This window comes from Mucilaginibacter mali, from assembly GCF_013283875.1.
Lineage (GTDB): Bacteria > Bacteroidota > Bacteroidia > Sphingobacteriales > Sphingobacteriaceae > Mucilaginibacter > Mucilaginibacter mali.
This window is the reverse complement of the sequence record NZ_CP054139.1, coordinates 453,066-479,941: the sequence shown is the minus strand read 5'-3', so window position 1 is coordinate 479,941 and position 26,876 is coordinate 453,066. Positions and strand designations below refer to the sequence as shown.

Here is a 26,876-nt window from a genome sequence, read left to right as displayed (position 1 = left end):
CGTTGTAGTTCATGGTTCATAGTTGATGGTTCATGGTAAGCCAAAAATGGAACAGCTATGAACCATGAACTATTAACTATCAGCTATCCGCTTTCAGCGGAACGCAAAAATCCTAAAAAATTTAGCACTTTCCAAATGGGTTTTGCTTTTAATTATCAGTCTATTGTAAGTAAAATTTAACCCTGCATGGCTTTTAATTGAACCACAAAGCACACAAAGGGTTTTCACAAAGGCCACAAAGAAAACTCACTTTTAAATACACTTATTTTAAACCAGGCAGATCCTTTGTGAACTTTGTGCCTCCCTTTCTTGGTGGCCTTTGTGGTTGATTCCCTACACTTACCAATCTGTTTAACACTCACCTATTCCCGTTTCATCATCATAAACAAAGGCCTTATCCCCTTTACAATCAACAACAAAAATTATTTCTATAAACTTGATTTGTATACATAGCAAGGTGTATAAACTAACTCAATATAAATCTAAATTTTATCACATCATGGCACACCACCACACACATGGCTGCACCCACTGCGCTTGCAACAATCCCATTTTTGAAATATTAGGCGAAACCATCTTTAGTAAGGAGAACCGCGAAAAAATGACCGCGGCCGCGCCGCCGAAGTCCATCTTCCCTGCCGAACCACAAGCAACCATATTTACAGGCGGTATCATCAGGCCAATGATAGGCGGATCTACCGATACGGTTGAGGCTATCGGCATTGCTAACGGAAACGTTGTTGTATCTGGAACGGAATTACATGTAAAGGAGTACATGCTTTTCCATCACCCGTTTCATGCTACTAAAACCTTAAGCGCTACGCAAACGCTGTTGCCGGGCTTTATCGACCCGCATGTGCACATTATGCCCACTGCTTTAACAACCGGCTGGCTGGATGTGGGTGGCTTTAACGGGCAGGACCTACAGGCCGATTACGGCATGGAGTATGTGGCAAAGGTGATAAAAGGCCGCCAAAACTACCCTGTTGATTTTATTTTTGGCAAAGACATGGACCCGGCGCTGATGCCCTTTATCCCTTCGCTGGATGAAGCCCAAATGGAACTGCAAACCATACACTACGATGACCTTGACAAGATAGATGCAAAAACACCGATGTTTTTATTAAGCGCATCTATGCATACGCTTTATGTAAATTCCCCGGCGCTTAAACTTGCCTTTGATAACAATGAAGCGATACGGCAAAAATATGGCACCTTGCACGAGTACAGGCAGCAAACAAAAGGCCAGCTGCAGGAGGAAGCCGAAATGCGCCCCGCGTTGGAGGTGCTTGAGGTAAAGGCCCAACTGGCCATATTAAGTATCCCGGCCATAAAATATCTCGACGAACTGTTTGCTTTGGCTAACTCGCGCGGGATAACCTTTTTGTACGATGCCGCCATGACCCCCGACTATAAATTAGGATTAGACGCATACTTTGATTTGGGTTATAAAAAGATACGTGTTGGCGCCGCCCAGCTATGCCTTACCAACCAGGATGTAGATAATTTGCCGCAATACACCCAGCCATCAGCTTACGGGCATGTTTATTACGCGCATGCCAAACTGGTTACCGATGGATCTAACCAAGGGTTGACCGGCTATCAATCAGAACCTTATTGCTGCAATCCGCTCGATAACTACGGCTTGTTCAACTTCCCCGAAGCGGGAGTGCCCGCGCAAATCGTACCGCCATCATACGAAGCCCTTGTTACCGACGTAGTGGTGAACAAAGGCTGGCCGCTGATGATACATGCCAATGGCGATACCGCTGTAACCTTCGCTATAGAGGCTTATCAAAACGCGGTTAAACCGGGCAATACTGTGCGTCATCGTATCGAGCATTGCTCGCTGCTTACAAACAACCAGATTGATACGATGAGCAAACTGGGCATATCGCCAAGCTTTTTGATAGGGCACGTGGGTTACTGGGGCTACGCCTTTAGTCAGGTGATATTTGGCAAGGAGAAGGTGCAGTTTCTTGATCGCTGCAAGTCGACGCTTGACAAGGGGTTACGCATTACCCTGCACAGTGATAACCAGGTTACCCCTTTAGGCACCCTGCGGATGATGGAACAGGCCATTACCCGCTTTATGGAGGCCGGCCCTGATGATACCGGTAATAATATCCTAAACCCTGCCGAATGCATTACACCCGAACAAGCGCTGGTAGCCGTTACTTATGACGCGGCCTGGCAATGCTATGCCGACCAATGGGTAGGATCGTTAAACACCGGTTTGTTTGCCGATTTTGTGATATTGGAGAACGACCCGCTTAACTTACCCGAAGATTTGCAAATGCGTAATATCACCGTTTCGGAAACCTGGGTGGGCGGTATACCCGTTTACACGGCATAATTGCAGAACTATTAACTGATGGAGATAAAAACGGGACGGGTGTATTCCCGTCTCGTTTTTAAAATAAAACTAAAAAAATAGTTTTTCCTCTTGCAACATCAACTAAATTTTTCTTATATTTAAACTGTCGATGGTGATCAGCTGTCAAAACAATGTTTTACAGTAGTTTTATACAGCAATGTTTAAAACAGGTTTTTGTTAATAAATGTAAAATATTTGTTTTTTTAATGATTAATCATTTTATTTGGATAAGCACAAAACAATAAAAGGAGAACCCTATAGATTAGAACTTTACTTTAAACGAGACATTATTAAGTTTTTAACTTTAATTTAAAGTATAACAAGTTCTATGGATTTTCAATTGAAAAGTGATCAGGATTTAATCCATCTGTATATCGCCGGTGATGAGAGCGGGCTGGTAGAATTGATCAGGCGGTATCAGGCCAAAATTTACACTTCCATTTATTTACTGGTTAAAGACGAAGCGCTGGCCGAGGATATTTTCCAGGATACTTTTATCAAAGTAATAAATACCCTTAAAGCCGGGAAATATAACGAAGAAGGCAAATTTCTGCCCTGGGTTACCCGTATTGCGCATAACCTCGTGATCGATCACTTCCGCAGGGAAAAACGCACCCCATTGGTGAGCGGCGGCGACGACTTTGATATTTTTGAAGTTTTAGGCAATTACGACGAAAGCGCCGAAGACCGCATGGTGCGCGAACAAACCCACAAAGACCTTAAAGCCCTGATCTACCTGCTGCCCGAAGAGCAAAAGGAAGTGCTGATCATGCGCCACTTCGGCGACCTGAGCTTTAAAGAAATAGCCGACATTACCCAGGTAAGCATCAACACCGCCCTTGGCCGTATGCGCTACGCCTTGAATAACCTGCGCAAAATGATGCAGAACAAGGAACTAAGCCTGAAAAATTAGTCGATTTCTTTCCTTTAGATAATTATGTTTGAAAAATGCCCCGTTTGGGGCATTTTTTGTTTGAATCCATTAGTTCCCTCCCCTGGGAACTACCGTGTACCTACATTAACCACTTGTCATTTCGAACGAACCCGGGAAAGGATAGTGTGGTGGCGTGAGGAGAAATCTTATACGTGCGACCGGCTGCACGTATAAGATTTCTCACCCTTGCCGCGCCGTACCCATCTCTCCAAGGGTTCGAAATGACAAACTTCTCTTTATCAGAGGAGATGGGTACACGATAGCTACTCCCCAAGGAAGGAACTAACTCTGCCAAATATTTTGTTACTTTACCATCCTTATGCCAGCCAGTCATCAGCCTATAATACCAAATTGCCGCGATTTTAAATCTGTTGCACGGGCATTGACCGTGGTAGAGAACGACCTGCCCGGCGCTGACGAATTGCTTCGTGGTTTAGATCTAAGCAGCAAGGCCCCGGTGATAGGGATAACTGGTCCTCCGGGAGCGGGGAAAAGCACACTGGTAAACGCGTTAATTACCGAACTAACTACCGGCGGCAAGACCGTTGCCATATTAGCTATCGACCCGACATCGCCATTCAATTATGGATCATTACTGGGCGACAGGATCCGCATGGCTACACACTTTAATCATCCCGGTGTATTTATCCGTTCGCTGGCCACACGTGGTTCGCTGGGGGGATTATCGGCCAAAACCATCGAGATGTGCGATGTGCTACGGGCAGCGGATTTCGACTATATTATGGTAGAAACTGTTGGCGTAGGTCAATCGGAAGTGGAGATAGCCGGATTGGCCGATGCTACCCTGCTGGTGCTGGTGCCTGAGAGCGGCGACGAGATCCAAAACATCAAATCGGGCGTGATGGAGATTGCCGATGCCTACATCATCAACAAAGCCGACAGGGATGGTGCCGATACCTATTATAATACGCTAAAAAAACTCATCCATCAAAAGGAAACCGCCATACCGGTGTATAAAGCGGTAGCATCGCAAAATACAGGCATTACTGAAATAGCTGAGTACATCCGTAATCTGCCCCAAACAGTCAATAACCGCCGCGCTTTGCTAATGGCTGAAAAAGCTTACCAGTTGATCAGGCATCAGCGCATGGCAGGTGTAGACAAAAAAAAGCTTCAGCAGGATATTGCTGAAGCTATGCTTAAACCGGGGTTTAATTTGTATCAATTTTTAGCAAAAAGCTAAAGGCTTAAAGCAAAAAGCTTTCTGCTTTGGTCTTTTAGCTTTAAGCTTACTCTGCTATTATCAAAAAGTAATTCTTCTTACCCTTTTGCGCTACCAGGTATTTGCCATTGATGAGGTGCGATGCATTAAATACATCGTCCACACCACCCAATTTGGCTTTGTTAACAGCTACACCACCGCCGGTTATCATCTTTTTTGCTTCGCCTTTTGATGGGAATACGGCAGTTTTATCGGCCAGCAGGTCGATCACGTTAATGCCATCGGCTACATCGCTTGCGCTGATGGTGAAGTTAGGCACACCATCAAACAGGCCTAAAACCTCGGCATCGTTCAGCTCGCTTAAGAACTGGATATCGGTATTACCGAATAAAAACTCGGATGCTTTGATCGCTTTTTCGTACTCAGCTTCGCTGTGTACACGCATGGTGATATCTTTTGCTAAAGCTTTCTGCAACACGCGCAAATGCGGCGCGGCATCGTGTTCGGCTTCCAAACCTTCAATAGTAGCCTTATCGAACAGGGTAAATATGCGGATGTATGATTTGGCATCCTCATCGCTGGTGTTCAGCCAAAACTGGTAAAATTTGTATGGCGATGTTTTCTCGGGATCCAACCAGATATTGCCGCCTTCGCTTTTGCCGAATTTGCTGCCGTCGGATTTTTTGATCAACTGGGTGGTTAATGCATAGGCTTCGCCCTGGCCCTCGCCTTTACGGCGGATCAGTTCGGTACCGGTCACGATGTTCCCCCATTGGTCGCTGCCGCCCATTTGCAAGGCGCAGTTATGGTTCTTCCACAGGTAGTAAAAATCGTAGCCCTGTACCAGTTGGTAGCTAAACTCGGTGAACGACATGCCAGTATCGCCGCTGATACGGTTCTTTACCGAATCTTTAGCCATCATATAATTTACGGTGATGTGTTTACCTACATCGCGTATAAAATCAAGGAAATGGAAATCCTTAAACCAATCGTAGTTATTTACCATCTGGGCACTGTTAGCGCCGCTTTCAAAATCTAAAAAACGTTCTAACTGGGCCTTAATACCATCCAGGTTGCGCTGTAAGGCATCGGCAGACAACAGGTTACGCTCGGCCGATTTACCCGATGGGTCGCCCACCATGCCGGTAGCACCGCCCACCAGCGCGAAGGGTTTGTGACCAGCTTTCTGGAAGTGGATCAGCGTCATGATCTGGGCCAGGCTACCCACATGCAGCGAGTCGGCCGTCGGGTCGAACCCGATATAGCCCGATGCCATACCTTTAGCAAGCATATCCTCGGTTCCGGGCATAATATCGTGCAGCATGCCGCGCCAGCGTAATTCTTCAACAAAGTTCATTATAGCAAAGTATATTTTATAAAGTGTAAATCAATAGCGTTTACTTAGTGTCCTTGTGGTTAATTTAACCACAAAGGTCGCAAAGAAATACCGACTGAACAGCACGAAGAGACACAAAGTATTTTGATCAGCGATCTCGGACACAAAGGCTTTGTGGGCTTTGTGTATCCGATCTTTGTGCACTTTGTGGTTAAATGTCCACAAAACCAAATGCAGTCTCAAATCTTGTAGTAAACAACATTGAACTGCAAATATGCAAATTAACCTGCATTGGCGCGGGCTAAAATCAAAAACAGGTTTTTGTAACGCATTGTAACAATCTCCACGCACCCGCACAGTACAGGATACTTGAGCCGGACAGCCTATATATATTTAATCCTGTAAACCCAATAAACCAGGGCCGTACATAAACCCGGCCCGAATAAACCATTGATATGCAGCATATTTACAAATCTATGCTGATAGTAGCCACTGTCGCGCTATCATCATTCACCATCCTAAAACCCATACCACGCAAGGCAGCGCCTACCGGTCCGCCCGTTACCGTGACAGACGACGGCCCTACCTATACCCTTAGCAACGGCTACCTTACCATTAAGGTAAACAAGCGTACGGGCGACCTTACATCAGTAAAAACACCCAAAACCGTAACGCCTAATGTAGAACTGATGGGCTATGTATCGGGACACCATGCCGGGTACTGGGAACAAAGCCCCGCCCTTGCAGCCCGTGAGGAGACCAAAATTACCATCGACCCGAAAGATGTTAACGGCGACCGCGGCGAGGTATCGGTAAAAGGGTATTCGGATGGGAAGAGCATCCTGGGGCCAAACCCTACCGCTGCCGGGCAAGGCGGCGGCCTGATAGCCGACCTGGAGATCCGCTATACCCTTGAGCGCGGCGCGCATGGTTTGTATACCTACGCCATCTTCACCCATCAAAATACTTATCCTGCCGGTTCGGTGGGCGAATCGCGCTTTGGCTTTAAGCTGGCGGGCAATGTGTTCGATTGGTTGTCGATAGACGAGCAGCGCAACGATATCATGCCTACCGGCAAGGATTGGGACGAGGGCGAAGACCTGAATATGAAGGAAGCCCGCCGTTTGACTACTGGCGTACACAAAGGCCGCGCCGAGCATAAGTACGATTACTCGGCCAAGCAATCTAAAATACCGGCTTTCGGCTGGTCGTCTACCAAAGAGAAGGTGGGCCTGTATATCATCAACCCATCATTTGAATACCTGTCGAGCGGACCATTGCATTACGAGCTGACCGGACACCTTGATGATGGCGACGGCGGCGACCCTACCCTGCTTAATTACTGGCGCGGCACTCACTACGGCGGCAGCGAACTTAATTTTGGCGATAACGAGGAATGGCATAAAGTGGTTGGCCCGATGTTTATTTACGTACCCACCGGTAACGACCCGCAAGCTTTGTTTACCGATGCCAAAAAGCAGGCCAAAGCCGAACAAGCCCGCTGGCCGTACACCTGGGTAAAAGGTGTGGATTACCCGCTGGCCAACGAACGCGCCACCGTAAAAGGCAAAATGAAACTGGTAGACCCGCAGGCACCAACCACTAAATTCAGCACCCTGCTGGTCGGCCTTTCCTTCCCTGACCAGGCACCTGTACCGCGCCAGCCACGCCCGCAGCGTACCGAAGCGGCTACACCACCGGTTACACAGCCAACTCCGCCGCCACCAGCCCCGGCCGATACACCGAAGTTGTTACCAAATGGTAAACGCGCTAACCGTGGCACTTACTTGCCACCACGACCTGCAGGTGGCGCAGCACGCCCGGCTTTCGCTTTCCAGCCGCAGGCCGTTACCTGGCAAAATGATGCCAAGCATTACGAGTTTTGGGCTGAAGGTGCAGCCGATGGCAGCTTTACCATCCCTAACGTTCGCCCCGGCACTTACCAGTTACACGCCGTAGCCGAAGGCGTATTGGGCGCCTATGATGCGGTTGCCAATGTAACCATTACGCCCGGCCAAAAACTTGATTTGGGCACTATCGAGTGGAAGCCGGTGCATTACGGACAGCAGATCTTCCAGATAGGCACACCTAACCGCTCGGCTAAGGAGTTTTACAAAGGTGATGACCATTGGCACTGGGGTATGTATATCGAATACGCCAAGTATTTCCCTAACGATGTGAACTTTACCGTAGGCAAATCAGATCCGGCTAAGGACTGGTATATCTACCACGTTCCGCACGATACGGACAATAAACCCGACGGCCGTGATCAGGGCCGAGCCACCCCGTGGACCATCAATTTCAACATGCCTGCCAGCGCCGCTACAACCGGCAAGGCTACCCTGCGTTTCGGGATCTCCGGCTCGGGTGCCCGCTCGCTGGGCATAGCTGTTAATGGCAAAGATGTTGGTCCGTTCACCGATATTGGCGGCGGCGGCGCCAGCATGATCCGCGATGGCATTGAAGGTACTTGGGTGGAGCGCGACTTTAAATTTGATGCATCCCTGCTGAAGGCTGGCGATAATACCATTGTGCTTACTGTTCCGGCAGGTGGTGTAGCCAGCGGTATTTGTTATGATGTGATCAGGCTGGAAGTGGATAAGGATGGAAAATTGTAAAAGGTAACTAAGTCATGCCGAACTTGTTTCGGCATCCCACTTGCATGGAAAGCGATGCCGTCCGACAACTGATCAGATGGGGTGCCGAAACAAGTTCGGCATGACATTAAAAAATATATAAAAAGTAAGGTCACCTTCCGGTGGCTTTACTTTTTTGGGGTGTCATCTATCTTATCTTTCAAAACCTCGGCCTCGGCTTTCTCTACCGTAATAAATTGCCGCAGCAAGCCATACAAACTCATATAAAAATTGGCCACCCAAACCAGCGCGAAGCCGGCAATGATGTATCCCCGCCAGTCATCAAGCAATAATTTATAATGGGTTAAAGACAGGAACGTGGCGGTAACGTAATGGCTAAAGCAATACTCGCAGGTGAACAGGTAAAAGAATTTGCGGCTGATCAAAGTTTTTCCCTGCTTGCTGCATTTGATGCAAAACTCGCGCGGCTCGCGAAAAACTTCTTCGTGGGTTACGGTCCAGGCTACGCAGGCAATGGGTAGCGCCAGTAGGAACAGCCAGGTTATTTGTACGTTAATGGCCATATTTCGGTAATTACTGGCTGATTAACAACAGATGGTGCAAAATGATTGCATAAAAATACACTCCCCGATAATTGGCAAATTCGCACCCGAAAATGTCGCAATCGCCCATGCCGGTATCAGAGCAGTCGCCGTACCTTTACATCAACAAACAGATCATATCAATTACAAAAACTAAAACAATGGAAACTACAACACACAGCCCGATAACGATTGAAGCTACCGTAAACGCGCCGGTTGCCAAAGTGTGGGAATATTGGAACAGCCCCGAACACATTACGCAATGGTGCGCAGCTTCAGACGATTGGCATGCCCCCTACTCGGATAACGACCCGCGCACCGGCGGCACATTCAAAACCACTATGGCCGCTAAAGATGGCAGCTTCAGCTTTGACTTCGGCGGCGAGTACAGCAATGTGGTAGATAACCAATTAATGGAGTATGCCATGGGCGATGGCCGCAAGGTAAAGGTGGTTTTTGAAGATCAGGGCGACAGCACCCGGATCATCGAAACCTTCGACCCGGAAAATCAAAACCCCATCGAAATGCAGCGCGGTGGCTGGCAGGCTATTTTGGATAATTTCAAGAGGCATACGGAGACGAATTAAGACACTTTTCAATCCGTCTTATAAATACTGCACGTCATCCTGATTACACGTCATCCTGAGCGAAAGCGAAGGACCCCTGATAAGCAGAGCGGTAATGCATAACCTGGGATCCTTCGCTCTCGCTCAGGATGACGAAAGCTGATAAAACAGGAAAGCCACCTCAGCGGTGGCTTTCCTGTTTTATTTAAAGTTTAAACTTACTTCATCCCATAAGCAGCAGCCATTTCATTCAGATCTTTAGCGCTGATGGTTTTGCCGCCGTTATCGATAACGATACGATATTTAAACGTTACCGATTCGCCTTTTTGCAGGGTTAGGTTTTTGGCCGATTTGCCGTTGGTGAAGATCTTCTCGCCCAGCGGATTGGCCGCGAACAGACCGTAACCGCGGGCATGCCAAAAGGTTGGGTAGTTAGGGTTTTTCGGGTGGTCGATGATAGATATGCTCACAGAATCGGCGCCCATTTTGGCGTATACCTTGCACCACACGCCCCGGGTGCTCCAGGCATCGTTACCGGTTTTGCCGGCGCTGGTTAAGTAAGTACCATTAGGGATCTTATCGGTGCCGCCTTTTACTACAGTTACAATGCCTTTATCATCGGTAAACTTTTGGTCTTCAGTAGTGGGGATCTGCAGGGCATGGGCCAGGCGCAGGCCAAGCATACCGTCTTTAGCATCGTTAAACTTGGCTTCCATATCGGCCTTCAGGGTAGTGATGCGGTCGATGATGCGTTGGTTGCCGCTGCCGCTAAATTCGAAGCGGGTGGTTTCTTCCAGTATCACTTCTTTGGCCTGGTTGGTCCAGTTGGCGTGGTAGCTTAGTACACCGGTGTTCCCACTTTTGGTTTCTAAAATTTTATCGGTACGCACCCAGCCATACTGGCTTTTTTTAGCTGCCGCGATGGCGTAACTGTTGTTCCAGAAATCCAAACCGTTCAGGTTCTCAAAATTGAACCAGATACCGATATGGTGCGGGTGATCGGTCGGATCGCCGGGCTGCGGGTTAAGCGGGAAGCCGCGGGTAACTACTGTGCCGTTGGCCGCATGCACCGGGTATAATACGGGTTTCTCCAGTGTATCGGGATACAGGAAACTGGTGAACGGCTTGCCGCCAATGCTGATATCTATCTTGTTTCCCTTGCCCGATTTTACAACCGTTACCGGCAGCGCTTTTTGCGCGAAGGTTGATGCCGCCATAGCTGTTATGGTGATGGCTAATCCTATGGTTTTTATTGTGTTCATTTTAGTTTTTTGTCGATGTTATTTTATTGCAGTACCGTTCGGCCTAAACCTGATTGCAGCGGAAAGCCCGTAAACGAAGCGTAGCGCAGTGCGGACTTGCAGCGGAAAGCAGGAACAAGCGTTAATAGTATCAGTGGCATTGCTTTTCAAAATTTCTTACCGTTTAGCTTCCTACCACACTTTTTAGCTTATCATTTCGAACGAATCAGCGTGGGATAGCGTGTTGGGGATGAGGAGAAATCTTATACGGCTTGTTTCAACCATGCTAAACACCGCGTATCGTATAAGATTTCTCACCCTTTCCCTGCTATTCCCCGCCCTTCAAGGGTTCGAAATGACATATTTGTGGCTCACAATGCCGTCGCTCGGTTGGAGCCGAGCGACGGCGGTAAGATCTTTTAGCTGCTCTTAGACCTTATATATGCAACCGCGATAAGTATACACATACCTAAAAGCACGTATAAGCTGTAAAGACCAAACTGACCCAGTCTTTGCGCAAAAGTGCGATCCTTAAATTTTGAGATGTTAGCCAAATAAATAACACTTGCCACAAACAAAATAAGCAGTATTATGGGAATGAACGCGACTAACATACTCCTGTTTACCCTATCAATACTTAAACACCTTACCATTAGCCATAACTTCCTGCGTGTTCTCATCAAACGTGGCCTTGTAGCCGGTGTGTACGGCGGCGTTGGTCATGATGTTGGCTATCGAGTGGCTGTAACCTGCTTCTACAGGGGCGTTAGGTGTTTTGCGGTTGCGCACACATTCCATCCAGTTACGTACGTGGTTGGATGTCAGGATATCGCCGCCGGTATTGGCCGATGCCACCACCGCTTCGGTATTTTTCAGGCTGATCTCGGGCAGCAGGTTGGCGTGCATATTCATGGCAGCGGCCATCTTTTCGGTAAGGCCGCCTTTTGGCGATATCTTGTTGGTGATCAGGTTCAGTTCGCCGCCGTTGCTGTAGTAGATCTCGGCAGGGTGTTCGTCGCCATTGTGCATGCGCGAACCGAAGGTTACCTGGAAGCCTTTGCTCATATCATCCAGCGGACCATAATCGAAGGCGGCTAAAATGGTATCCCAGTTGCGGCGGCCGTCTTTCCACATGTAAATACCGCCGTTGGCTACCACGCTGCGCGGGTGTTTTAAACCACTGAACCAGTGCACGGTATCTATCTGGTGGCTCATCCATTGGCCGGCAAGGCCCGACGAATATGGCCAGAACAGGCGGTACTCCAGGTAATAGCGCGGGTTAAATTTCTCGTACGGGCGGTTCATGATGAAGCGCTTCCAGTCGGTATCTTCTTCTTTTAATAAAGGTAATAACTCGGGGCGGCGCCAGCGACCGGGCTGGTTCACGTTCCAGGTCAGCTCTACCATGGTGATATCGCCAAACTTACCCGACTGGATAAAATCGTTTGCGGCATGATAGTTAGAACCACTACGGCGCTGCGAACCGATCTGCACGATCTTGCCAGTCTCTTTTACCGCTTTCAGGGCCGCGCGGGCATCTTCCATGGTTTCGGCAAAAGGCTTCTCTACATAGGCATCGCACCCGGCTTTTACAGCTTCGATACAGTGGCGCGCGTGCTGAAAATCGGCGGTGCTGATAAATACGGCGTCAACTGCCTTGGCATCGTACATTTCCTCGTTATTGCGATAGGCCTTTACATCGTTCTGCATCTTTTCTTTCCAGATGGCGGCGCCTTCTTCGCGACGCTTCTTCCAGATGTCGGATACGCCCACCACCTCAAAATTCAGCTCTTTGTAGTGGTTCATAAAGCTGGGGATGTGCGAGCTGCGGTGCCTGTCGGAGAAGCCGACTACGCCCACGCGCACACGATCGTTTGCGCCGATGATGCGCTTATAACTTTTGGCGCTGAAGCCACTTTTGGCTAACAATACACCGGCACCGGCCACCGCGGCCTGCCTGATAAAAGTACGGCGTGATTTTTCCATGCTATTAGGTAAAGTTTTGTTTAGTAAATGGGTAATGGTTTATAACCGGCAATGCAACCGATTGGGGTATATCCCAAATATGGGTAAATATTTAGATAAAACGAAGTTAAAATTAAGGCGATTAGTATACGATATATTCCATTTAATGTGCTTTATACACTTAATATATGGCATGCATTGGTGGCGATTTAACCACAAAGGACACAAAGAGAGAACCACAAAGGCCACAGAGACTTGTGTAGTGGTAAAGAAGTGTATGATAGCTTTATTTTTCTTTGTGTGCTTTGGGCAAACCTTTGTGCACTTTGTGGTTAAATAACTACCTTTCATTCATGAAACTCACCTTCGCCCTGCTTTGCCTTTCCGTTACCGCGTTTGCGCAATCTAAGCCTGATACCATTTTTTATGAAAACTTTAATGCTAAAAACCTCGATCGTAGCAGGTGGAACGTGGAGGTTACCGGCCGCACGGTAAATAACGAGCAGCAGGCTTATGTCGATTCGGCCAGTGTGTTAAGCCTGCGAGGCGGCTTACTGCATATTACCCCGGTTTATCACCCCGGTTATGTAAGCGATCAGCAAAAAAAGTACGATTTTCTTTCGGGCCGGATCAATACCCGCGATAAGGTTCAGTTTACTTATGGTACAGCTTCGGCGCGGATAAAAATGACAGCCGGTCAGGGTTTATGGCCGGCATTTTGGGCATTAGGCCAGGGCAAATGGCCCGACTGCGGCGAGATAGACATGATGGAAAACGTAGGCGAACCCGGCTGGGTGAGCCATGCCCTGCACGGCCCCGGCTACTCGGGCAATACGCCGCTATCGTACAAGGATACGCTGATAAAAGGTATCGACATTACCAAATGGCATATCTACGCGGTAAAATGGACGGCAGACAGCATTGTATTTAGTGTAGATAATAAAGTAACCTATACGGTAACCCGGGCCATGGTTGAAAAATACGGCCGTTGGGCCTATGATAATCCCAAATATCTCATCCTCAACTTTGCCCTTGGCGGCGGGTATCCGCATGGCATTAACAAGGTTGAAGCGCCTTATTACGGGCTGCCGCAAAATACAGTAGACAAGATAAAAGCCGGCAAAGCTGAGTTTTTGGTGGATTGGGTACTGGTGGTGAGGAATTAGTTGGTGTTGTAAGCAGACTTTGCCTGCATATTATCTATGATTATTCCTACCCTCTTTCCGCGAAGCGAAGAGAGGGTCGACCAGCGAAGCGTAGTCGGGGTGAGTATATATATATCGGCGAGGACTCACCCGGTCGTTACTACGCTCAACCACCCTCTCTTGCCTTTGGCAAAAGAGGGCTATAGAAACAGTAATATAGTGGTTAATTACCTACTTACGCAGAAGCCACCAATCTGCTTACACTACGGTAAACATATTCGCTAAAAATGTGGCGACGGGCAAAGCGGCCCGGCGAATCGGCATTGATGAGTTTAACGTAAACGGCTTTGGGCACGCCAAAATACTCGTACGAGTTGCCGTCGGTGAAGTCAAATGTTAATACCTGCGATTTGTATTCAAAATCAAGGATCCCGGTATTAATGGTTTCGGTATAGGCGTTTAAGGTTTGTGCGGTAGTTTCGGGGGCAATGCTTACCAAAAAGTGGTAGGCTTCGATAATCTCTTTACTTTTTTCCTCGGCCTCCAGTTTGGCTTCGGCATTGTCATTAAACTTATCGGGATGCCAGGTTTTCATTAAACCGCGGTAAACGGTTTTCAGTTCCTGTAGTTCAGCTTCCTTTGTAACGCCTAATAATTTCCGGTAATCAACAATTTTCTTCATCGCATCAAATCTTTTAATTCATTGTGGTTGAGGGAAAAAGCATTCGTAAGATAGCTTTTTACAATGAGTGTAATTTTTGCGCAAAGGTAGGGTTTTTTGAGGACAATTTTAAGGGTGGCATGTGAAATAGATTGTGGCGAGGACCCACCCGGCCGTCGCTACGCTCGACCACCCTCTCTTGCCTTTGGCAAAAGAGGGAATGGGTTACCAATACTAATCTTGTCCGCTGCCCCGCGCAACGAAGAGCGGGCCGACCCTCCGTTAGCTAACGGAGTTGCCGGGCGTGAGCTGATACTCGGCCTACCCTTAAACTCCCATCTGCGGTTTATACCCCGCGCCGAAGGCATTCACAATTGATGCCGGGGTTAAAACCGTTACTGCTTTTCCTGCGGGCAAAGCCAGCCCTTTACCATAACCAAATGGCGACCACCCGTACATTTGTCCATTGGCTATTAAATAGGGATCGCCATCAATTCCTATAAAAGCCCCATCGGGCAAGCTTTGGGCTAAAGCGGTATAGGTTACCTTATTGCCCTTCCTGTCTATCCGTTCCTTTTGCAGGATGTTGTCGATCTCGATGATGGATGTTTTATCGGTAAAGCCGTATTGCGGGTTTCCTTTTAGCCAGGCGGCTTTAAACCGCACATGATCGGCATAGCGACATTGAAAACAAGGCCGGTGCCCGGCCGAAAAGGCGGTAGCTTCGTCGAGAAAGAAGAGCTCGGTCCAGCGGTCGGGCGTCATTACTTCGCGGTGCCGCCCCCTGAAATGCAGCATGCAAATGATCCAGGCTTTTATTTTATATGGCCGAACGATCTGCTTACCGGCATTATGAATTACCCCGCGGTTACCCAGCCAGTCGCCACGGGCGCTGGTGCTGATGATATGGCCTTGCGGGGTTACACGGTTTTGGAGGGGCATGGTAATGGTTTGGGATTGAAGATAGGGATTAATCAAAATACTTCTGTTACCAGACTGGCTTTTACCGATAATTTTTTGTATATTGTATAGTTTGCCACACGTGCAATTAAGCCATTGTACGATCTTTGCAAAGCCCACTTTTCGACTGTGCCTAAATTGCCAAACAATATTTGGCAAAAAAGGCCATCGACAAACAATAAATCTCAGTAGTTCTTTGGCAGTAATTGATACCAATCTGCCTTCGCGGCTATGTTAGGGCTATATTTCAGAATGATTTGATATTACGTCATCAAAGTAGTCCTCACACAACACTCTGCAGGTTTAGATTTCGAAAGAGTTTTTTGATGATAAGATCCTACTATCCGGCTACCCGCCCGCCTTTTTAGCTTTATAGCCATCGGCCAGCAGCAGGGCCAGTATCTTATCGCGGTGGTCGCCTTGTATCAGTATCTCAAAATCTTTTACCGATCCGCCTACGCCGCATTTGCTTTTTAGCTTTTTGCCCAGCGTTTCCATATCGGCTTCGGTACCTACAAAACCGGCAATAGCGGTCACCATTTTGCCGCCGCCCTTACGGTCGAGGAAAATGCGCAGGTTTTGCTGTTGCGGTGGCAAAGTAGCCGATGAGTTGCTGGCTTCCTGCTGGTATTGAAAACCTGGGTCGGTTGAGTAAACAACACCGGTGGTATTTTTATTTTTTTTTGACATGACCGCTATGCTTTATAGTTGCTGCCTGTAATTAATTTTAACGATGCCGGCAATACTTCGATATCAATATCGGTGCCTGCAATTTGGGGTTCGCCGTCGAGGTGGATAGCCCCCTCCTTTTCGCGTTTCACGGTGATATGCTTCCCGCGGATGATCTCGACATATTTAGAGCTATCGGTAGTTTTGGTAAACATGCGCAGCCCCATAATGATAAACTTATAAAGCGGGAAAGGTTTTACCACACAAACATCCAACAGGCCATCCTGCACCGAAGCATAGGGCGATATATGCGCGTTATTGCCATACTGCGATGAGTTGGCAAAGCTAAGCATAAAGGCCTGGCGGGTGTACTCCTTGCCGTCGATATTTAACTGGTAGGTCTCCGACCTATAATTATTGATCTCGCGGAACGACGACTTGATATACGTCCCGAAACCCCGTTTTTTATCGTGCGAGAATACTTCGCTGATGTGGGCATCAAAGCCCATGCCGGCCATATTAAAAAAGTATTTGCCATTCAACCGACCGGCATCTATGGTTTCTACCCGTCCGTTGTTGATGTTTTTTACGGCGCCCACAATATCCATCGGGATGCTTAAAAACCGGGATAGCCCGTTACCCGAACCAAAAGGGATAACTCCCATTACGGTACTGCTGCCCACTAATGCCGAAGCTATTTCGTTTATCGTGCCATCGCCACCTACGGCTACTACCACATCGTAATTACCACGGGCTTCCAGCGCCAGCTTACGGCCGTGCGCAACGCCGGCGGTATACACTATGGCGTATTCGTATTTTTCAACATCCAGGTATTGCTGAATAAGTTGCGGCACTGCGTCTTTTTTCTTTCCGCCCGATATCGGATTAATAATAAATAGGATCTTCTGTTTCAAGCTTAATTTTTTTCAGCGGTCAAAAGTAACCTATTTTCGGCTTTTGTAAAATTGTTTTACATTTGCGCCTGAAAGTGGACTGATTTGATGCCTTATATTAAGGCTGGATTGCAACCACGTAAAAAAGTGCTAAAAACTCATGCTTTTTTCATCCGCAATCTGTTTCTTGCCCACTTTCGTATTGTACATATATTAATTATTATTTATGCCATATTTATTCACATCAGAATCCGTATCAGAAGGCCACCCGGATAAAGTTGCCGACCAGATATCAGACGCGTTAATTGATAACTTCCTGGCGTTCGACGCAGAATCGAAAGTAGCCTGCGAAACTTTAGTAACCACCGGCCAGGTAATACTTGCAGGCGAGGTTAAATCAAAAGCTTATTTAGATGTGCAAAAAATTGCCCGCGATGTGATCAATAAAATTGGTTACACCAAAGGCGAATACATGTTTGATGGCAGCAGCTGCGGTGTGCTTTCGGCTATTCACGAGCAATCGCCTGATATTAACCAGGGTGTCGACCGTAAAAGCAAAGAAGAGCAAGGCGCCGGCGATCAGGGTATGATGTTCGGGTATGCGACTGTTGAAACCGATAACTACATGCCATTGGCACTGGACATCGCCCACGCCCTTTTATTAGAGCTGGCCGTTATCCGCCGCGAAATGACCGATATTAAATACCTGCGCCCTGATGCAAAATCGCAGGTAACGCTGGAATACGATGATAACAACCAGCCTATCCGTATCGACGCGATCGTTATCAGTACCCAGCACGATGATTTTGACGAGGAACAAGCGATGCTTGCCAAGATCAAAGCCGATATTATTGGCATCCTGATCCCGCGCGTAAAAGCTAAATATCCAAAATACGCTCACTTCTTTAACGATCAGATCAAATATCACATTAACCCAACCGGTAAATTCGTTATCGGCGGCCCGCATGGCGATACTGGTCTGACTGGCCGTAAAATTATTGTTGACACCTACGGCGGTAAAGGCGCACACGGTGGTGGCGCGTTCAGCGGTAAAGACCCGTCAAAGGTTGACCGTTCGGCTGCTTATGCTACCCGTCACATTGCCAAAAACCTGGTGGCTGCCGGTGTTTGCAGCGAGGTACTGGTACAGGTTAGCTACGCTATTGGTGTAGCACAGCCAATGGGGATCTACGTAAATACTTACGGTACAGGTAAAGTTGGCCTGCACGATGGCGAGATTGCCGCTAAAGTTGAGCAGATCTTCAACATGACACCTTATGCTATCGAAACCCGCTTTAAACTGCGTAACCCTATCTATAGCGAAACTGCTGCATACGGCCACTTTGGCAAACCAAGCCAAACCGTAACCAAAACATTCTTCAGCCCCGATGGCTCTTCGATCAGCAAAGAGGTTGAGCTGTTTACCTGGGAGAAGCTGGATTATGTAGATAAAGTGAAAGCTGCTTTTGGATTGTAATCTGACTGACTTTATAAAATAAAAAGGGGCTGTATCATAAATCATGGTATGGCCTCTTTTTTATTTGTGCATAATTTATTGGAATAAAGAGGGGTATTTATTTGATATAATAATCTGATTTTCATATATTTATGTATCGAAAGTAGCGTAGTATGTCCTCTAAAAGACCTGTATTCAAGCCCTACCAGCAACGGCAGTTGATGGCTATTCCTCCGACACTTGACGAATTAGTTCCGGCATCGCACCCGGTGCGTGTAGTTAACGATGTGATCGACAGGCTCTATCTGGAACCATTGCTGAAAGCTTATCATATCCGCGGGAGTTCAAGCTATCACCCGCAAATGTTGTTAAAGGTGCTGGTATATGGGTATGTAACCAACACCTACTCCAGCCGAAAGCTGGCAGCAGCCTGCCGGGAAAGCGTTTACCTGATGTGGCTGAGTTCGATGAACTATCCTGATCATAATACGATCAACCGTTTCCGGGGCGTACGTTTGAAGCATGCGCTGCGTGATGTGTTCGAAGATGTGGTGAAACTTTTGGCAGAGGAAGGCCTGCTCAGTATTGAAGAAGTGAATACGGACGGGACAAAGATAGAGGCGAATGCAAACCGGTATACCTTTGTCTGGAAGAAAGCGATTCAGACCAATAAGGAAAAGATGAAAAAGCAGCTGTCAGAGATATGGGACTATGCCCAAAGCGTAGCAAAAGAAGAAGACAGGCTGCCTGATCCGCCTGACTTTACTGTTATTGACAGTGAAAAGGTCAATGCCGCAGTAGATAAACTCAATGAGAAGCTTTCCTCGCGTGAGGATGTTTCCAAACAGGTCAAAAGCAAGCTGCGGTATATCAGCAAACATTACCCGCAGGCCATTGCCCGCTATGAGCAGCAGGAAGCTCTGCTGGGTGAACGCAACAGCTATTCCAAGACCGATACGGATGCCACATTCATGCGGATGAAGGAAGACCACATGAAAAACGGCCAGTTAAAACCGGGGTATAATGTTCAGATATCCACATCCAACCAGTTCATTGTCAATTACACCATTCACTCCAACACCACAGACACCAATACATTAAGTGCTCATTTAGCGCAGCATGAAGTCAGCTTTGGCAAAGCACCGCAAGTGCTTACAGCCGATGCCGGATATGGCTCCGAGGAGAACTACACGCGGTTGGAACAAAAAGGAACAATCGCCTTTGTAAAGTATGGGATGTTCGATAAGGAACAAAATGAGAATCACAACAACAAGCACCCTTTTGCAGCAAATAAGCTTTTTTACAACCAGGAGAAAGATTGTTACATCTGCCCGATGGGCCAGCAAATGAATTTCATCGGAACAAGTAAAAGAAAAACAAGCACGGAGTTTGAACAAACGGTAAAAAGATACCAGGCAGTTAACTGCGCTAACTGTCCGCTGAACGGTATTTGCCATAAATCAAAAGGGAATCGGATCATTGAAATCAATGAAAACCTGAACCGCCTGAAACAAAAGGCGCACGAGCTGTTAAACAGTGAAGAAGGCATACAACGGCGAAAGAAACGCTGCTTTGATGTAGAACCTGTATTTGGTAATATTAAGCAGAACCATGGCTTTAAACGGTTTATGCTCCGCGGCAAGGAAAAAGTAGAAATAGAATGGGGTTTAGTTGCAATCGCACAAAATCTAAGGAAAAAAGCGGCTTAAATGAGTCGTTTTACCACTCAGGTTCGCCCAAGAAAGCTACCCCCTCCCCCTCAAAAAATTCCATAGAAACTCAATACCAAATTCAGCTATTAGGCTAAAAAAATAAAGACCGCATCATTTGATTTATGATACGGCCTCTTTTTATTTATTACCTATTCGTCATGTTGAGCGATAGCGAAACATCCCAAGCTATGCATTTTCACTCTGCTTATCGGGGATGCTTCGCTATCGCTCAGCATGACGGATTATTATCAGTGCATCAACTTTCGCACATAATTGCGCAGGTAATCATACCCCTCAAACAAAATGGCTAAGGCGCCGATGATGATGGTAAATTGTTCGAACGAGTTCATGATAATAAATATACGCTGATATTTTACCGGTAGTATATTTTTTCAGAAGAATATTTATAGAATAAGCCGGACCGGGTTACCCCATCAACGCATCCAACTCCGCCGCGTTTGCAGGCAGCCAGGTTTGAATAAATTCATCCCGCGGGTCGTGCTCGGCGGCGGGTTTAAAGTTGCTGAAGTATTTATTATCGCGCGGATCGCTGCCTACGCCGGCTATAAAGGCCCAGTTGCCCCAGTTACTGGCCGGCGAGTAGTCAATCAGTTTTTCTTCAAAATAGGCGGCGCCTTTAGTCCAGTCTACCTTCATTTCCTTCACCAGGTACGATGCCACGGTTTGGCGGCAGTAATTATTAAAGTACCCGGTGGCATTCAGTTCGTGCATACAGGCATCAACAAAAGGCACGCCCGTGCTGCCATGCTTCCATTGCTCTAAAAGCGCGTGCTGATCGGCGCTTACTTCGGGGGCTTCATCTTTAAAACCATCGGCCTTAAAAAACTGGTTGCCGTATTTTTTAAACATAAAGCGGAAGTAATCGCGCCAAAGCAGTTCCAGTATCAACGAGTGGTTGGTGCGGTGTTCGTGCTTAATAGCCTCGTGGTAAACCTGCCTTGGCGATATGCAGCCAAAGGTTAACCATGGTGATAGTTGCGAACCGGATGTAGCCGTACGGATATTTTTTCCGTTGAGGGCCGGATCGAAGTTTTGGAAGTACTGTTGCAGTCGTTCATGCGCTATGGTTTCGCCTCCGGTAAAATGAAAGTGATCGCGGGGGTCGTTAACGGGTTTATCCAATCCCAATTGCTGCAAAGTAGGGATTTCGCCTGCATCGTTAATATCAGGAGTGCTGATGGTTTGCGGCGCGGGTACGATTACCCTTACCGAACTATCGCGCTCTATCTTTTTACGGAACGTGGCGAAGCTGTCGGGTATATCCTTGATTGGGAATGGCAGATCCTCCTTATGATAAAGCGTATGCCCTATAAAATGCTTCAGGTTAAGTTTGATCTTCCAAAGCGCGGCTTCTACCTGTTCGGATATGCCGGTTTCTTCAAACGCCACTTCGCGGTGATGATATACTTCGTTCACAGCATATTCGGCAGCGAGTTGGGGAATAACTTCGGTTGGTGAACCGATGCGCACCACCAGTTCAGAACCCATTGCCCGCAAATTATCGCGCAGGTTTTGTACCGACTCGATCAAAAACTTAGCCCTGAAGTTGCCGGTTTTAAGTGTGCCGGATGGTGTGGTTTTAAAATAATAAGGATCGAAGCAGTAAACAGGGATTACCTTATCGGCCTTGCGGGTGGCTTCGAGCAAAATTTCATTGTCCTGTATGCGCAGATCATTTCTAAACCAAACCAATATTATTCTTTCGCTCATAGTGATAGTGCTCCCCGGAAATTCAGCCAATCTACAATTATCGTAATTATTTAGCTGTTGATATAACGGTTAATAAAATATTTACACTATAATGAGAGGGATTATTGCCCAATTGAGCCAACATCCCTCGCCTTGATTGTATCAAAAAAGATACATAGTATTTTTCCAGCATATGGACAAAACTGCCTCTACATTACCCAAAGCCCGTTTTAACACTTTTTGGAATACAACTTGACTATGGCTAAGTATCTATTTAAAAAATTATAAATATGAAAACGTTCAAACACACACTCCAATTTAAATACCTGTTCCTGCTGGTGCTATTTGCTATAGCTGCGCTGTCATCATGTAAAAAAGATGATAGTAATGCCGGCATTTCCGGTTCAGCGTATGTAATGATCACAAACGCGGCAGAAGGATCTTCAGCCCAGGACTTTTACCTTGATAATGCCAAACTAAACGCGTCGGCAGTAGCTTATACACAAAGTTCAAGTTATCTTACCGCCAGCAGTGGTAACCGCGCCGCGCAGTTTACCAATTCAGGGTCAACAACAGCAAACGCGTCATTTAGCATGTCGTTAAGCGGCGGTCAATACTATAGCGTTTACTATACTGGCAGCGCATCTTCAAACAGTTATGTAGTTGCCCAGGACGATCAGTCAGCCCCTGCATCAGGCAAAGCTAAAGTACGCTTTATCCACCTGGCATCGGCCGCAGCGTCTACAGCGGTTGATTTTGGTATCTCGGCTACTAATAAGCTGGTTACCGGTTTGGCCTACAAAGCAGTTTCGGCCTATAACACGGTTGATGCCAATACTACTTTCTTTTTATATGCCTCTGGTTCAACTACAGCTACTTTAAGCATCCCTGTTACCATACAGGCCGGTAAAATTTATACCATTTATGTATCGGGTGCAACAACCGCTACTTTAAGCTACCACATTATAGCTCAAAACTAATGTTACCCAAAAACTCTGGCTGATTTTAGCATTTAAAGCCAGGCTATTGAATCCCTGTATGACTTAGGCCATGCAGGGATTTTTTCATTTTGTTAACTAAATTCGTCGTTTGTTTTATATTTTAGCCTTGCCTTATACAATTTATGAAAAAATATCTACCCGCAACTATCGCAGCAATCCTAACCCTATCGTTGCTGCAAGCCAGTGCACAAACCGATGATACCAAATACGATCTTGGCCGCATTGCCGTAAAAAAGGACTTTACCCAAGCCGTAACCATAAAAGCTGCCGACCTTGAAAAGATCCCGTTTCTTACCCTGAGCGATGCTGTGGCCAACTGGCTGCACGGTGTTTATGGCACAAATGTAAACTATGCCACGGTGATAGATGGCCTGTTAAATGCCGATATTAACGCTTACAGTATTTACGATATAGAAGAAATAACCCTGGTGCAAAATGCCATGGTGCATTTAAACGGTATATCGCCATCGCAAATGCTGTTGCTGGTTAAAACTAAACGCGGTGGTGCCGGCAAATCGGGCGTTACGGTTGCCGGGCAAACTAATCTGATCAGCCTGCGCAATACCAATAGCAGCACATTGCCCGATGCCAAAAGTACCACCAGTTTTTATCACCAGTATTACGCATCGGTGTATTCAAACACATCGGCAACGCAAACCGGTTTTTCGGCAGACTGGCAACACTACACCCTGCCACAGCTACGGGTTGGCAATACTAAATATGGCGCGCCTGTAAACTTAAACCGAATTAAACTGAACGCTTATTTTGATGCTAAGCTGGACAGCAATAATTCGCTTAGCATTAACGCGGGTTTTGTACCGCAAAAAACAACAGACGATTATACTACCGCTACTGTAGCATCACTAACACAGTCTGTTTCCAGTAGTAAGGAAAACCTGCTGCATGCCGATGTAAAGTTGCATAGCAAACTATCCGGACTTAACAATGAGCTGAGCGCCGGGATCCAGCACTACACGTTTACATCAAAATACAGCGGTATGACTACAGCATTCCTACCCGTCAGCCCAGGCTTCATTAGTAGCAGCACAAGTATCGATACCAACGAGCACGCGACGGCATTCATTGTAAAAGACAATATCTCTTACCCGTTGAAAAAAGGTAATTGGGAGATAGAACCGAATCTTAATTTTAGCTATACGCATTTTAAAGATGATGCCGGCAACAGCAATGCCTACACGTCCTCCAGCTCGTTTTACAGCACCACAGCCACCTTCACCTCAACGCAAAACATGGCTTCATTAACGCCATCGTTATCATTTGCCTATTCCCGGGCTTTCCTGGTACAAGGTGGGTTACAGGCCTTCCTGAATAATACAAGCATCTTACCAAACGACCCTAACAAGCCTGCCAAAGTATTCCCATTTGCCTCGGCAACGGTAAATTTATTACACTTAAATAATAGCTACGCAGGCGATACAGAATTAAAGATCTACGGTTCGATAGCGCGCAGCATGTCTAACATGTCTGTATACACAAACGGGCTTACTGATAACGGCACGCCGGGCGTCCCCGGGTATGGTGTTTTTGCTTATGGCAGTAACGGATCTTTAGCTTATAGCAGTACGCTGTATAACCCATACAAGGTTTATACGCAAATACAAGCGGGTACCACGCTGTCGCTACTAAAGGATAAACTTAATATCAGCTATAATTACAGCAGTAGCCGCAATGATATTATGTTTGTTTTGGTTAATCCTACACCAAGCGGCATGCCATCATATGTTTATTACCACCCCGATAACGGCGTATACCTGCACCGGGTAAGTGTTGATATGAGTTTGATAAACACTCATTATTTTAACTGGCGGTCGGGCATCAATACATCTGTTATCAAAACACAGCTTGATGTATCAAATATCCCCATCTATTCCACTTTTTACGATTATTTCATCAACCGCATTATTACAGGCGGCTTTATTAACCGCTTAAGCTACAAGAAAGCGTTTGCGGGTATCGATATGCTTTATCGCATAAACCAGCGTGTTTACCCGCTGGGATCGGTTACCAATAGTACAAGGGTTAATTCGTTTGTATTGCAAAATTTATACATTGGCTGCAACGTAGCTGTAAAGGGGACCAAAGGGGCTGAAGTATTTGCCAATACCCGTAACCTAATGCAAAACACGGCATCCACTATTACCGATAACCGCAAGTTCTATGGGCTGGGCTTCAAACTAAATTTGTAGTGATGGATTAATGCTTTACCACCCGCTTCAATATCAGCAGGTTTTGCGCGTTGTTGCTATACCCGCTGATATTGTTCTGGTACAGGTTCACCAACTTATCATAATATAAAACTACCACCGGCGATTCTTCCATCACCAGGTTATCCATCTGCCGGTAAAGTGCGTAGCGTTGGGCATTATCTTTTACATGGTAAGCCTGCTCAAACAGCGCGTCGAATTGCTTATTATGAAAACCGGTATAGTTTGGACCGAAAGGAACCTTGTTTTTTGAATAAAACAGCGACATATAATTCTCGGCATCGGGATAATCGGCTATCCAGGTACCGTAAAAAAAGTTAACGCCGTTTTTACCCACCAATTCGCGCAGGCTACTGCCCTGCACAATTTCTACCTTAGTGCTGATGCCGATACGGGCCAGTTCGCCCTGCACATATTCTATCAGGTTGCGGTAACCTACAGTGGTGTGCAACACAATTTCGGGGAAGCCTTTACCATTAGGGAATCCCGCTTCGGCCAGTAGTCGGCGTGCTTTTTCAGGATTGTATTGATACCCTTTTACCGCGGTAGTATCAAATCCAGGCATGCCCATGGGTATAAAGCCCGAAGTGCCCGGCGTGCCCAGGCTATTACGCAAATATTTTACCATTTTTTGCCGGTTGATGGCATAGTTGATCGCCTGCCGCACCTTCTTTATACGCAACGGCGAATGCTTTACAATAGCTACATTAGTATCTACCAGCATGCCCATGTACAGGGTGTTAAGGAAAGGACGGGTATTCATCATAAACTTCCCTTTATACTTGTTGGTAATGTGGCCCGATTTGCTCAGGATATCATCACGGTAGCTGCCATCTATATCGTTAAAAAAATCTTCTTTGCCTTTAATAAACTCCATAAAAGCGGTTTGCTTATCGCCGATAAAGGTCGATCGCACCGCATCTAAGTAAGGCAGGCGCTTTCCGTTTGCATCTTTTTCCCAGTAACGCGGGTTTTTCAGCAGCACCAGTACTTCCCCCTCTTTCCAGTATTTAAACATAAACGGACCGGTACCAACAGGGTGCGCGCGGAAATCCTTCCCATAAAACTCCACTACCTCTTTGGGTACCACCGAGCAGTATTGCGCTGTTAACAAACTCAACAATGGCGGGAATGGTTGTTTTAAGCGGATACTAAACGTACTATCATTAACAGCTATAAAATCCTGCTTGCCGTTCACCTTATCGTTAAAGATCCATGCGCCTGACGAGGCCACTTTAGGATCGATCAACCGGCCGAAACTGTACACAAAATCCTGCGCTATCACCTTGCGGCCTTTGCCTCCGGCAAAATGCGCATCGTCGTGAAAATAAACATCGTTACGCAGGTGAAAGGTATACACTAAACCTGCCTCGTCCGACTCCCAGGTTTTGGCGATGCAGGGGCGGGTGGCCAGGCTATCGTCTATCTGCACGAGTCCATTGTACAACTGGTTATCGGTAAGGATGGTATTTTGATTACGGCAAAAAGCAGGGTCCATGCTGGTAAGGCCTTCATCCATATTGATATTGAAGATGGTTTTGCCCACGTCGCTATTGCCATTATTGCACGATGCAAGAGTGATCAGTAGCAACAGGAGATAATAACAGTTTTTCATTTGTATTTTCGCTCATATCAGCAGGTCGGCCAATTTTATTTTTCGCCAC

The 26,876-nt window shown here is 46.8% G+C and carries 20 protein-coding genes; 10 read left to right on the top strand and 10 right to left on the bottom strand.

Annotated features, from left to right (window positions below; all coding sequences use genetic code 11):
- Window positions 1-499 precede the first annotated feature (499 nt).
- The 3 genes from HQ865_RS02120 to meaB all read left to right on the top strand — a co-directional run bounded on the left by HQ865_RS02120 (window position 500) and on the right by meaB (window position 4,515).
- Window positions 500-2,356 (top strand): amidohydrolase, encoded by a 1,857-nt coding sequence (locus tag HQ865_RS02120; RefSeq protein WP_173413300.1) that lies wholly within the window; start codon window positions 500-502, stop codon window positions 2,354-2,356.
- Between the two features lie 349 nt (window positions 2,357-2,705).
- Window positions 2,706-3,290, top strand: a complete 585-nt coding sequence (locus HQ865_RS02115; protein ID WP_173413299.1) for an RNA polymerase sigma factor — start codon at window positions 2,706-2,708, stop codon at window positions 3,288-3,290.
- Window positions 3,291-3,630: 340 nt separating this feature from the next.
- Window positions 3,631-4,515 carry a methylmalonyl Co-A mutase-associated GTPase MeaB gene (meaB, locus tag HQ865_RS02110; protein ID WP_173413298.1) on the top strand — a complete coding sequence of 295 codons (885 nt, stop codon included), beginning with the start codon at window positions 3,631-3,633 and terminating at the stop codon, window positions 4,513-4,515.
- A 46-nt stretch (window positions 4,516-4,561) separates the two neighbouring features.
- On the opposite strand, the gene tyrS is transcribed toward meaB, so the two are convergent.
- The gene (gene tyrS, locus HQ865_RS02105; RefSeq protein WP_173413297.1) at window positions 4,562-5,851 is read right to left on the bottom strand and encodes a tyrosine--tRNA ligase; all 1,290 of its coding nucleotides are present in this window, start codon (window positions 5,849-5,851) and stop codon (window positions 4,562-4,564) included.
- Between the two features lie 434 nt (window positions 5,852-6,285).
- On the opposite strand from tyrS, the gene HQ865_RS02100 reads away from it, so the two are divergent.
- Window positions 6,286-8,448 carry a polysaccharide lyase family protein gene (locus HQ865_RS02100; protein WP_202020441.1) on the top strand — a complete coding sequence of 721 codons (2,163 nt, stop codon included), beginning with the start codon at window positions 6,286-6,288 and terminating at the stop codon, window positions 8,446-8,448.
- A gap of 146 nt (window positions 8,449-8,594) precedes the next feature.
- On the opposite strand, the gene HQ865_RS02095 is transcribed toward HQ865_RS02100, so the two are convergent.
- Window positions 8,595-8,990 (bottom strand): hypothetical protein, encoded by a 396-nt coding sequence (locus tag HQ865_RS02095; protein ID WP_173413296.1) that lies wholly within the window; start codon window positions 8,988-8,990, stop codon window positions 8,595-8,597.
- A gap of 179 nt (window positions 8,991-9,169) precedes the next feature.
- Here HQ865_RS02095 and HQ865_RS02090 point away from each other — a divergent pair, with 179 nt between their 5' ends.
- On the top strand, window positions 9,170-9,595 hold the full coding sequence (locus HQ865_RS02090) for an SRPBCC family protein (protein ID WP_173413295.1): 426 nt from the start codon (window positions 9,170-9,172) through the stop codon (window positions 9,593-9,595).
- Between the two features lie 197 nt (window positions 9,596-9,792).
- On the opposite strand, the gene HQ865_RS02085 is transcribed toward HQ865_RS02090, so the two are convergent.
- On the bottom strand, window positions 9,793-10,836 hold the full coding sequence (locus tag HQ865_RS02085) for a DUF6807 domain-containing protein (protein WP_202020440.1): 1,044 nt from the start codon (window positions 10,834-10,836) through the stop codon (window positions 9,793-9,795).
- A 609-nt stretch (window positions 10,837-11,445) separates the two neighbouring features.
- Window positions 11,446-12,801, bottom strand: a complete 1,356-nt coding sequence (locus tag HQ865_RS02080; protein WP_173413294.1) for a Gfo/Idh/MocA family protein — start codon at window positions 12,799-12,801, stop codon at window positions 11,446-11,448.
- A gap of 332 nt (window positions 12,802-13,133) precedes the next feature.
- Between HQ865_RS02080 and HQ865_RS02075 the strand changes: the two genes are divergently transcribed.
- Window positions 13,134-13,946, top strand: a complete 813-nt coding sequence (locus HQ865_RS02075; protein WP_173413293.1) for a glycoside hydrolase family 16 protein — start codon at window positions 13,134-13,136, stop codon at window positions 13,944-13,946.
- Between the two features lie 214 nt (window positions 13,947-14,160).
- Here the strand turns inward: HQ865_RS02075 and HQ865_RS02070 are convergent, their stop codons facing one another.
- From HQ865_RS02070 to HQ865_RS02055, 4 genes are all read right to left on the bottom strand, one after another.
- Window positions 14,161-14,607: a KTSC domain-containing protein gene (locus tag HQ865_RS02070; protein ID WP_173413292.1), complete on the bottom strand. Its 447-nt coding sequence runs from the start codon at window positions 14,605-14,607 to the stop codon at window positions 14,161-14,163.
- 306 nt (window positions 14,608-14,913) lie between these two features.
- Window positions 14,914-15,528, bottom strand: coding sequence for a hypothetical protein (locus HQ865_RS02065; RefSeq protein ID WP_173413291.1), 615 nt, complete (start codon window positions 15,526-15,528; stop codon window positions 14,914-14,916).
- 366 nt (window positions 15,529-15,894) lie between these two features.
- Window positions 15,895-16,236 carry a translation initiation factor gene (locus HQ865_RS02060; protein WP_173413290.1) on the bottom strand — a complete coding sequence of 114 codons (342 nt, stop codon included), beginning with the start codon at window positions 16,234-16,236 and terminating at the stop codon, window positions 15,895-15,897.
- A gap of 5 nt (window positions 16,237-16,241) precedes the next feature.
- The gene (locus HQ865_RS02055) at window positions 16,242-17,129 is read right to left on the bottom strand and encodes a diacylglycerol/lipid kinase family protein (RefSeq protein WP_173413289.1); all 888 of its coding nucleotides are present in this window, start codon (window positions 17,127-17,129) and stop codon (window positions 16,242-16,244) included.
- Between the two features lie 205 nt (window positions 17,130-17,334).
- On the opposite strand from HQ865_RS02055, the gene metK reads away from it, so the two are divergent.
- Together metK and HQ865_RS02045 are read left to right on the top strand one after the other, a co-directional pair.
- The gene (gene metK / locus HQ865_RS02050) at window positions 17,335-18,585 is read left to right on the top strand and encodes a methionine adenosyltransferase (protein WP_173413288.1); all 1,251 of its coding nucleotides are present in this window, start codon (window positions 17,335-17,337) and stop codon (window positions 18,583-18,585) included.
- A 152-nt stretch (window positions 18,586-18,737) separates the two neighbouring features.
- On the top strand, window positions 18,738-20,273 hold the full coding sequence (locus HQ865_RS02045) for an IS1182 family transposase (protein WP_173412997.1): 1,536 nt from the start codon (window positions 18,738-18,740) through the stop codon (window positions 20,271-20,273).
- A gap of 429 nt (window positions 20,274-20,702) precedes the next feature.
- On the opposite strand, the gene HQ865_RS02040 is transcribed toward HQ865_RS02045, so the two are convergent.
- Window positions 20,703-22,007, bottom strand: a complete 1,305-nt coding sequence (locus HQ865_RS02040; RefSeq protein ID WP_173413287.1) for a DASH family cryptochrome — start codon at window positions 22,005-22,007, stop codon at window positions 20,703-20,705.
- 269 nt (window positions 22,008-22,276) lie between these two features.
- Here HQ865_RS02040 and HQ865_RS02035 point away from each other — a divergent pair, with 269 nt between their 5' ends.
- Together HQ865_RS02035 and HQ865_RS02030 are read left to right on the top strand one after the other, a co-directional pair.
- The gene (locus tag HQ865_RS02035) at window positions 22,277-22,966 is read left to right on the top strand and encodes a DUF4397 domain-containing protein (protein ID WP_173413286.1); all 690 of its coding nucleotides are present in this window, start codon (window positions 22,277-22,279) and stop codon (window positions 22,964-22,966) included.
- Window positions 22,967-23,109: 143 nt separating this feature from the next.
- Window positions 23,110-25,194 carry a hypothetical protein gene (locus tag HQ865_RS02030; protein ID WP_173413285.1) on the top strand — a complete coding sequence of 695 codons (2,085 nt, stop codon included), beginning with the start codon at window positions 23,110-23,112 and terminating at the stop codon, window positions 25,192-25,194.
- 7 nt (window positions 25,195-25,201) lie between these two features.
- Here the strand turns inward: HQ865_RS02030 and HQ865_RS02025 are convergent, their stop codons facing one another.
- On the bottom strand, window positions 25,202-26,827 hold the full coding sequence (locus tag HQ865_RS02025) for an ABC transporter substrate-binding protein (protein WP_173413284.1): 1,626 nt from the start codon (window positions 26,825-26,827) through the stop codon (window positions 25,202-25,204).
- Window positions 26,828-26,876: the final 49 nt, after the last annotated feature.

Coding starts and splice junctions, on each gene's coding strand:
- HQ865_RS02120 (WP_173413300.1), top strand. CDS start 500: ATGGCACACCACCACACACATGGCTGCACCCACTGCGCTTGCAACAAT.
- HQ865_RS02115 (WP_173413299.1), top strand. CDS start 2,706: ATGGATTTTCAATTGAAAAGTGATCAGGATTTAATCCATCTGTATATC.
- meaB (WP_173413298.1), top strand. CDS start 3,631: ATGCCAGCCAGTCATCAGCCTATAATACCAAATTGCCGCGATTTTAAA.
- tyrS (WP_173413297.1), bottom strand. CDS start 5,851: ATGAACTTTGTTGAAGAATTACGCTGGCGCGGCATGCTGCACGATATT.
- HQ865_RS02100 (WP_202020441.1), top strand. CDS start 6,286: ATGCAGCATATTTACAAATCTATGCTGATAGTAGCCACTGTCGCGCTA.
- HQ865_RS02095 (WP_173413296.1), bottom strand. CDS start 8,990: ATGGCCATTAACGTACAAATAACCTGGCTGTTCCTACTGGCGCTACCC.
- HQ865_RS02090 (WP_173413295.1), top strand. CDS start 9,170: ATGGAAACTACAACACACAGCCCGATAACGATTGAAGCTACCGTAAAC.
- HQ865_RS02085 (WP_202020440.1), bottom strand. CDS start 10,836: ATGAACACAATAAAAACCATAGGATTAGCCATCACCATAACAGCTATG.
- HQ865_RS02080 (WP_173413294.1), bottom strand. CDS start 12,801: ATGGAAAAATCACGCCGTACTTTTATCAGGCAGGCCGCGGTGGCCGGT.
- HQ865_RS02075 (WP_173413293.1), top strand. CDS start 13,134: ATGAAACTCACCTTCGCCCTGCTTTGCCTTTCCGTTACCGCGTTTGCG.
- HQ865_RS02070 (WP_173413292.1), bottom strand. CDS start 14,607: ATGAAGAAAATTGTTGATTACCGGAAATTATTAGGCGTTACAAAGGAA.
- HQ865_RS02065 (WP_173413291.1), bottom strand. CDS start 15,528: ATGCCCCTCCAAAACCGTGTAACCCCGCAAGGCCATATCATCAGCACC.
- HQ865_RS02060 (WP_173413290.1), bottom strand. CDS start 16,236: ATGTCAAAAAAAAATAAAAATACCACCGGTGTTGTTTACTCAACCGAC.
- metK (WP_173413288.1), top strand. CDS start 17,335: ATGCCATATTTATTCACATCAGAATCCGTATCAGAAGGCCACCCGGAT.
- HQ865_RS02045 (WP_173412997.1), top strand. CDS start 18,738: ATGTCCTCTAAAAGACCTGTATTCAAGCCCTACCAGCAACGGCAGTTG.
- HQ865_RS02040 (WP_173413287.1), bottom strand. CDS start 22,007: ATGAGCGAAAGAATAATATTGGTTTGGTTTAGAAATGATCTGCGCATA.
- HQ865_RS02035 (WP_173413286.1), top strand. CDS start 22,277: ATGAAAACGTTCAAACACACACTCCAATTTAAATACCTGTTCCTGCTG.
- HQ865_RS02030 (WP_173413285.1), top strand. CDS start 23,110: ATGAAAAAATATCTACCCGCAACTATCGCAGCAATCCTAACCCTATCG.
- HQ865_RS02025 (WP_173413284.1), bottom strand. CDS start 26,827: ATGAAAAACTGTTATTATCTCCTGTTGCTACTGATCACTCTTGCATCG.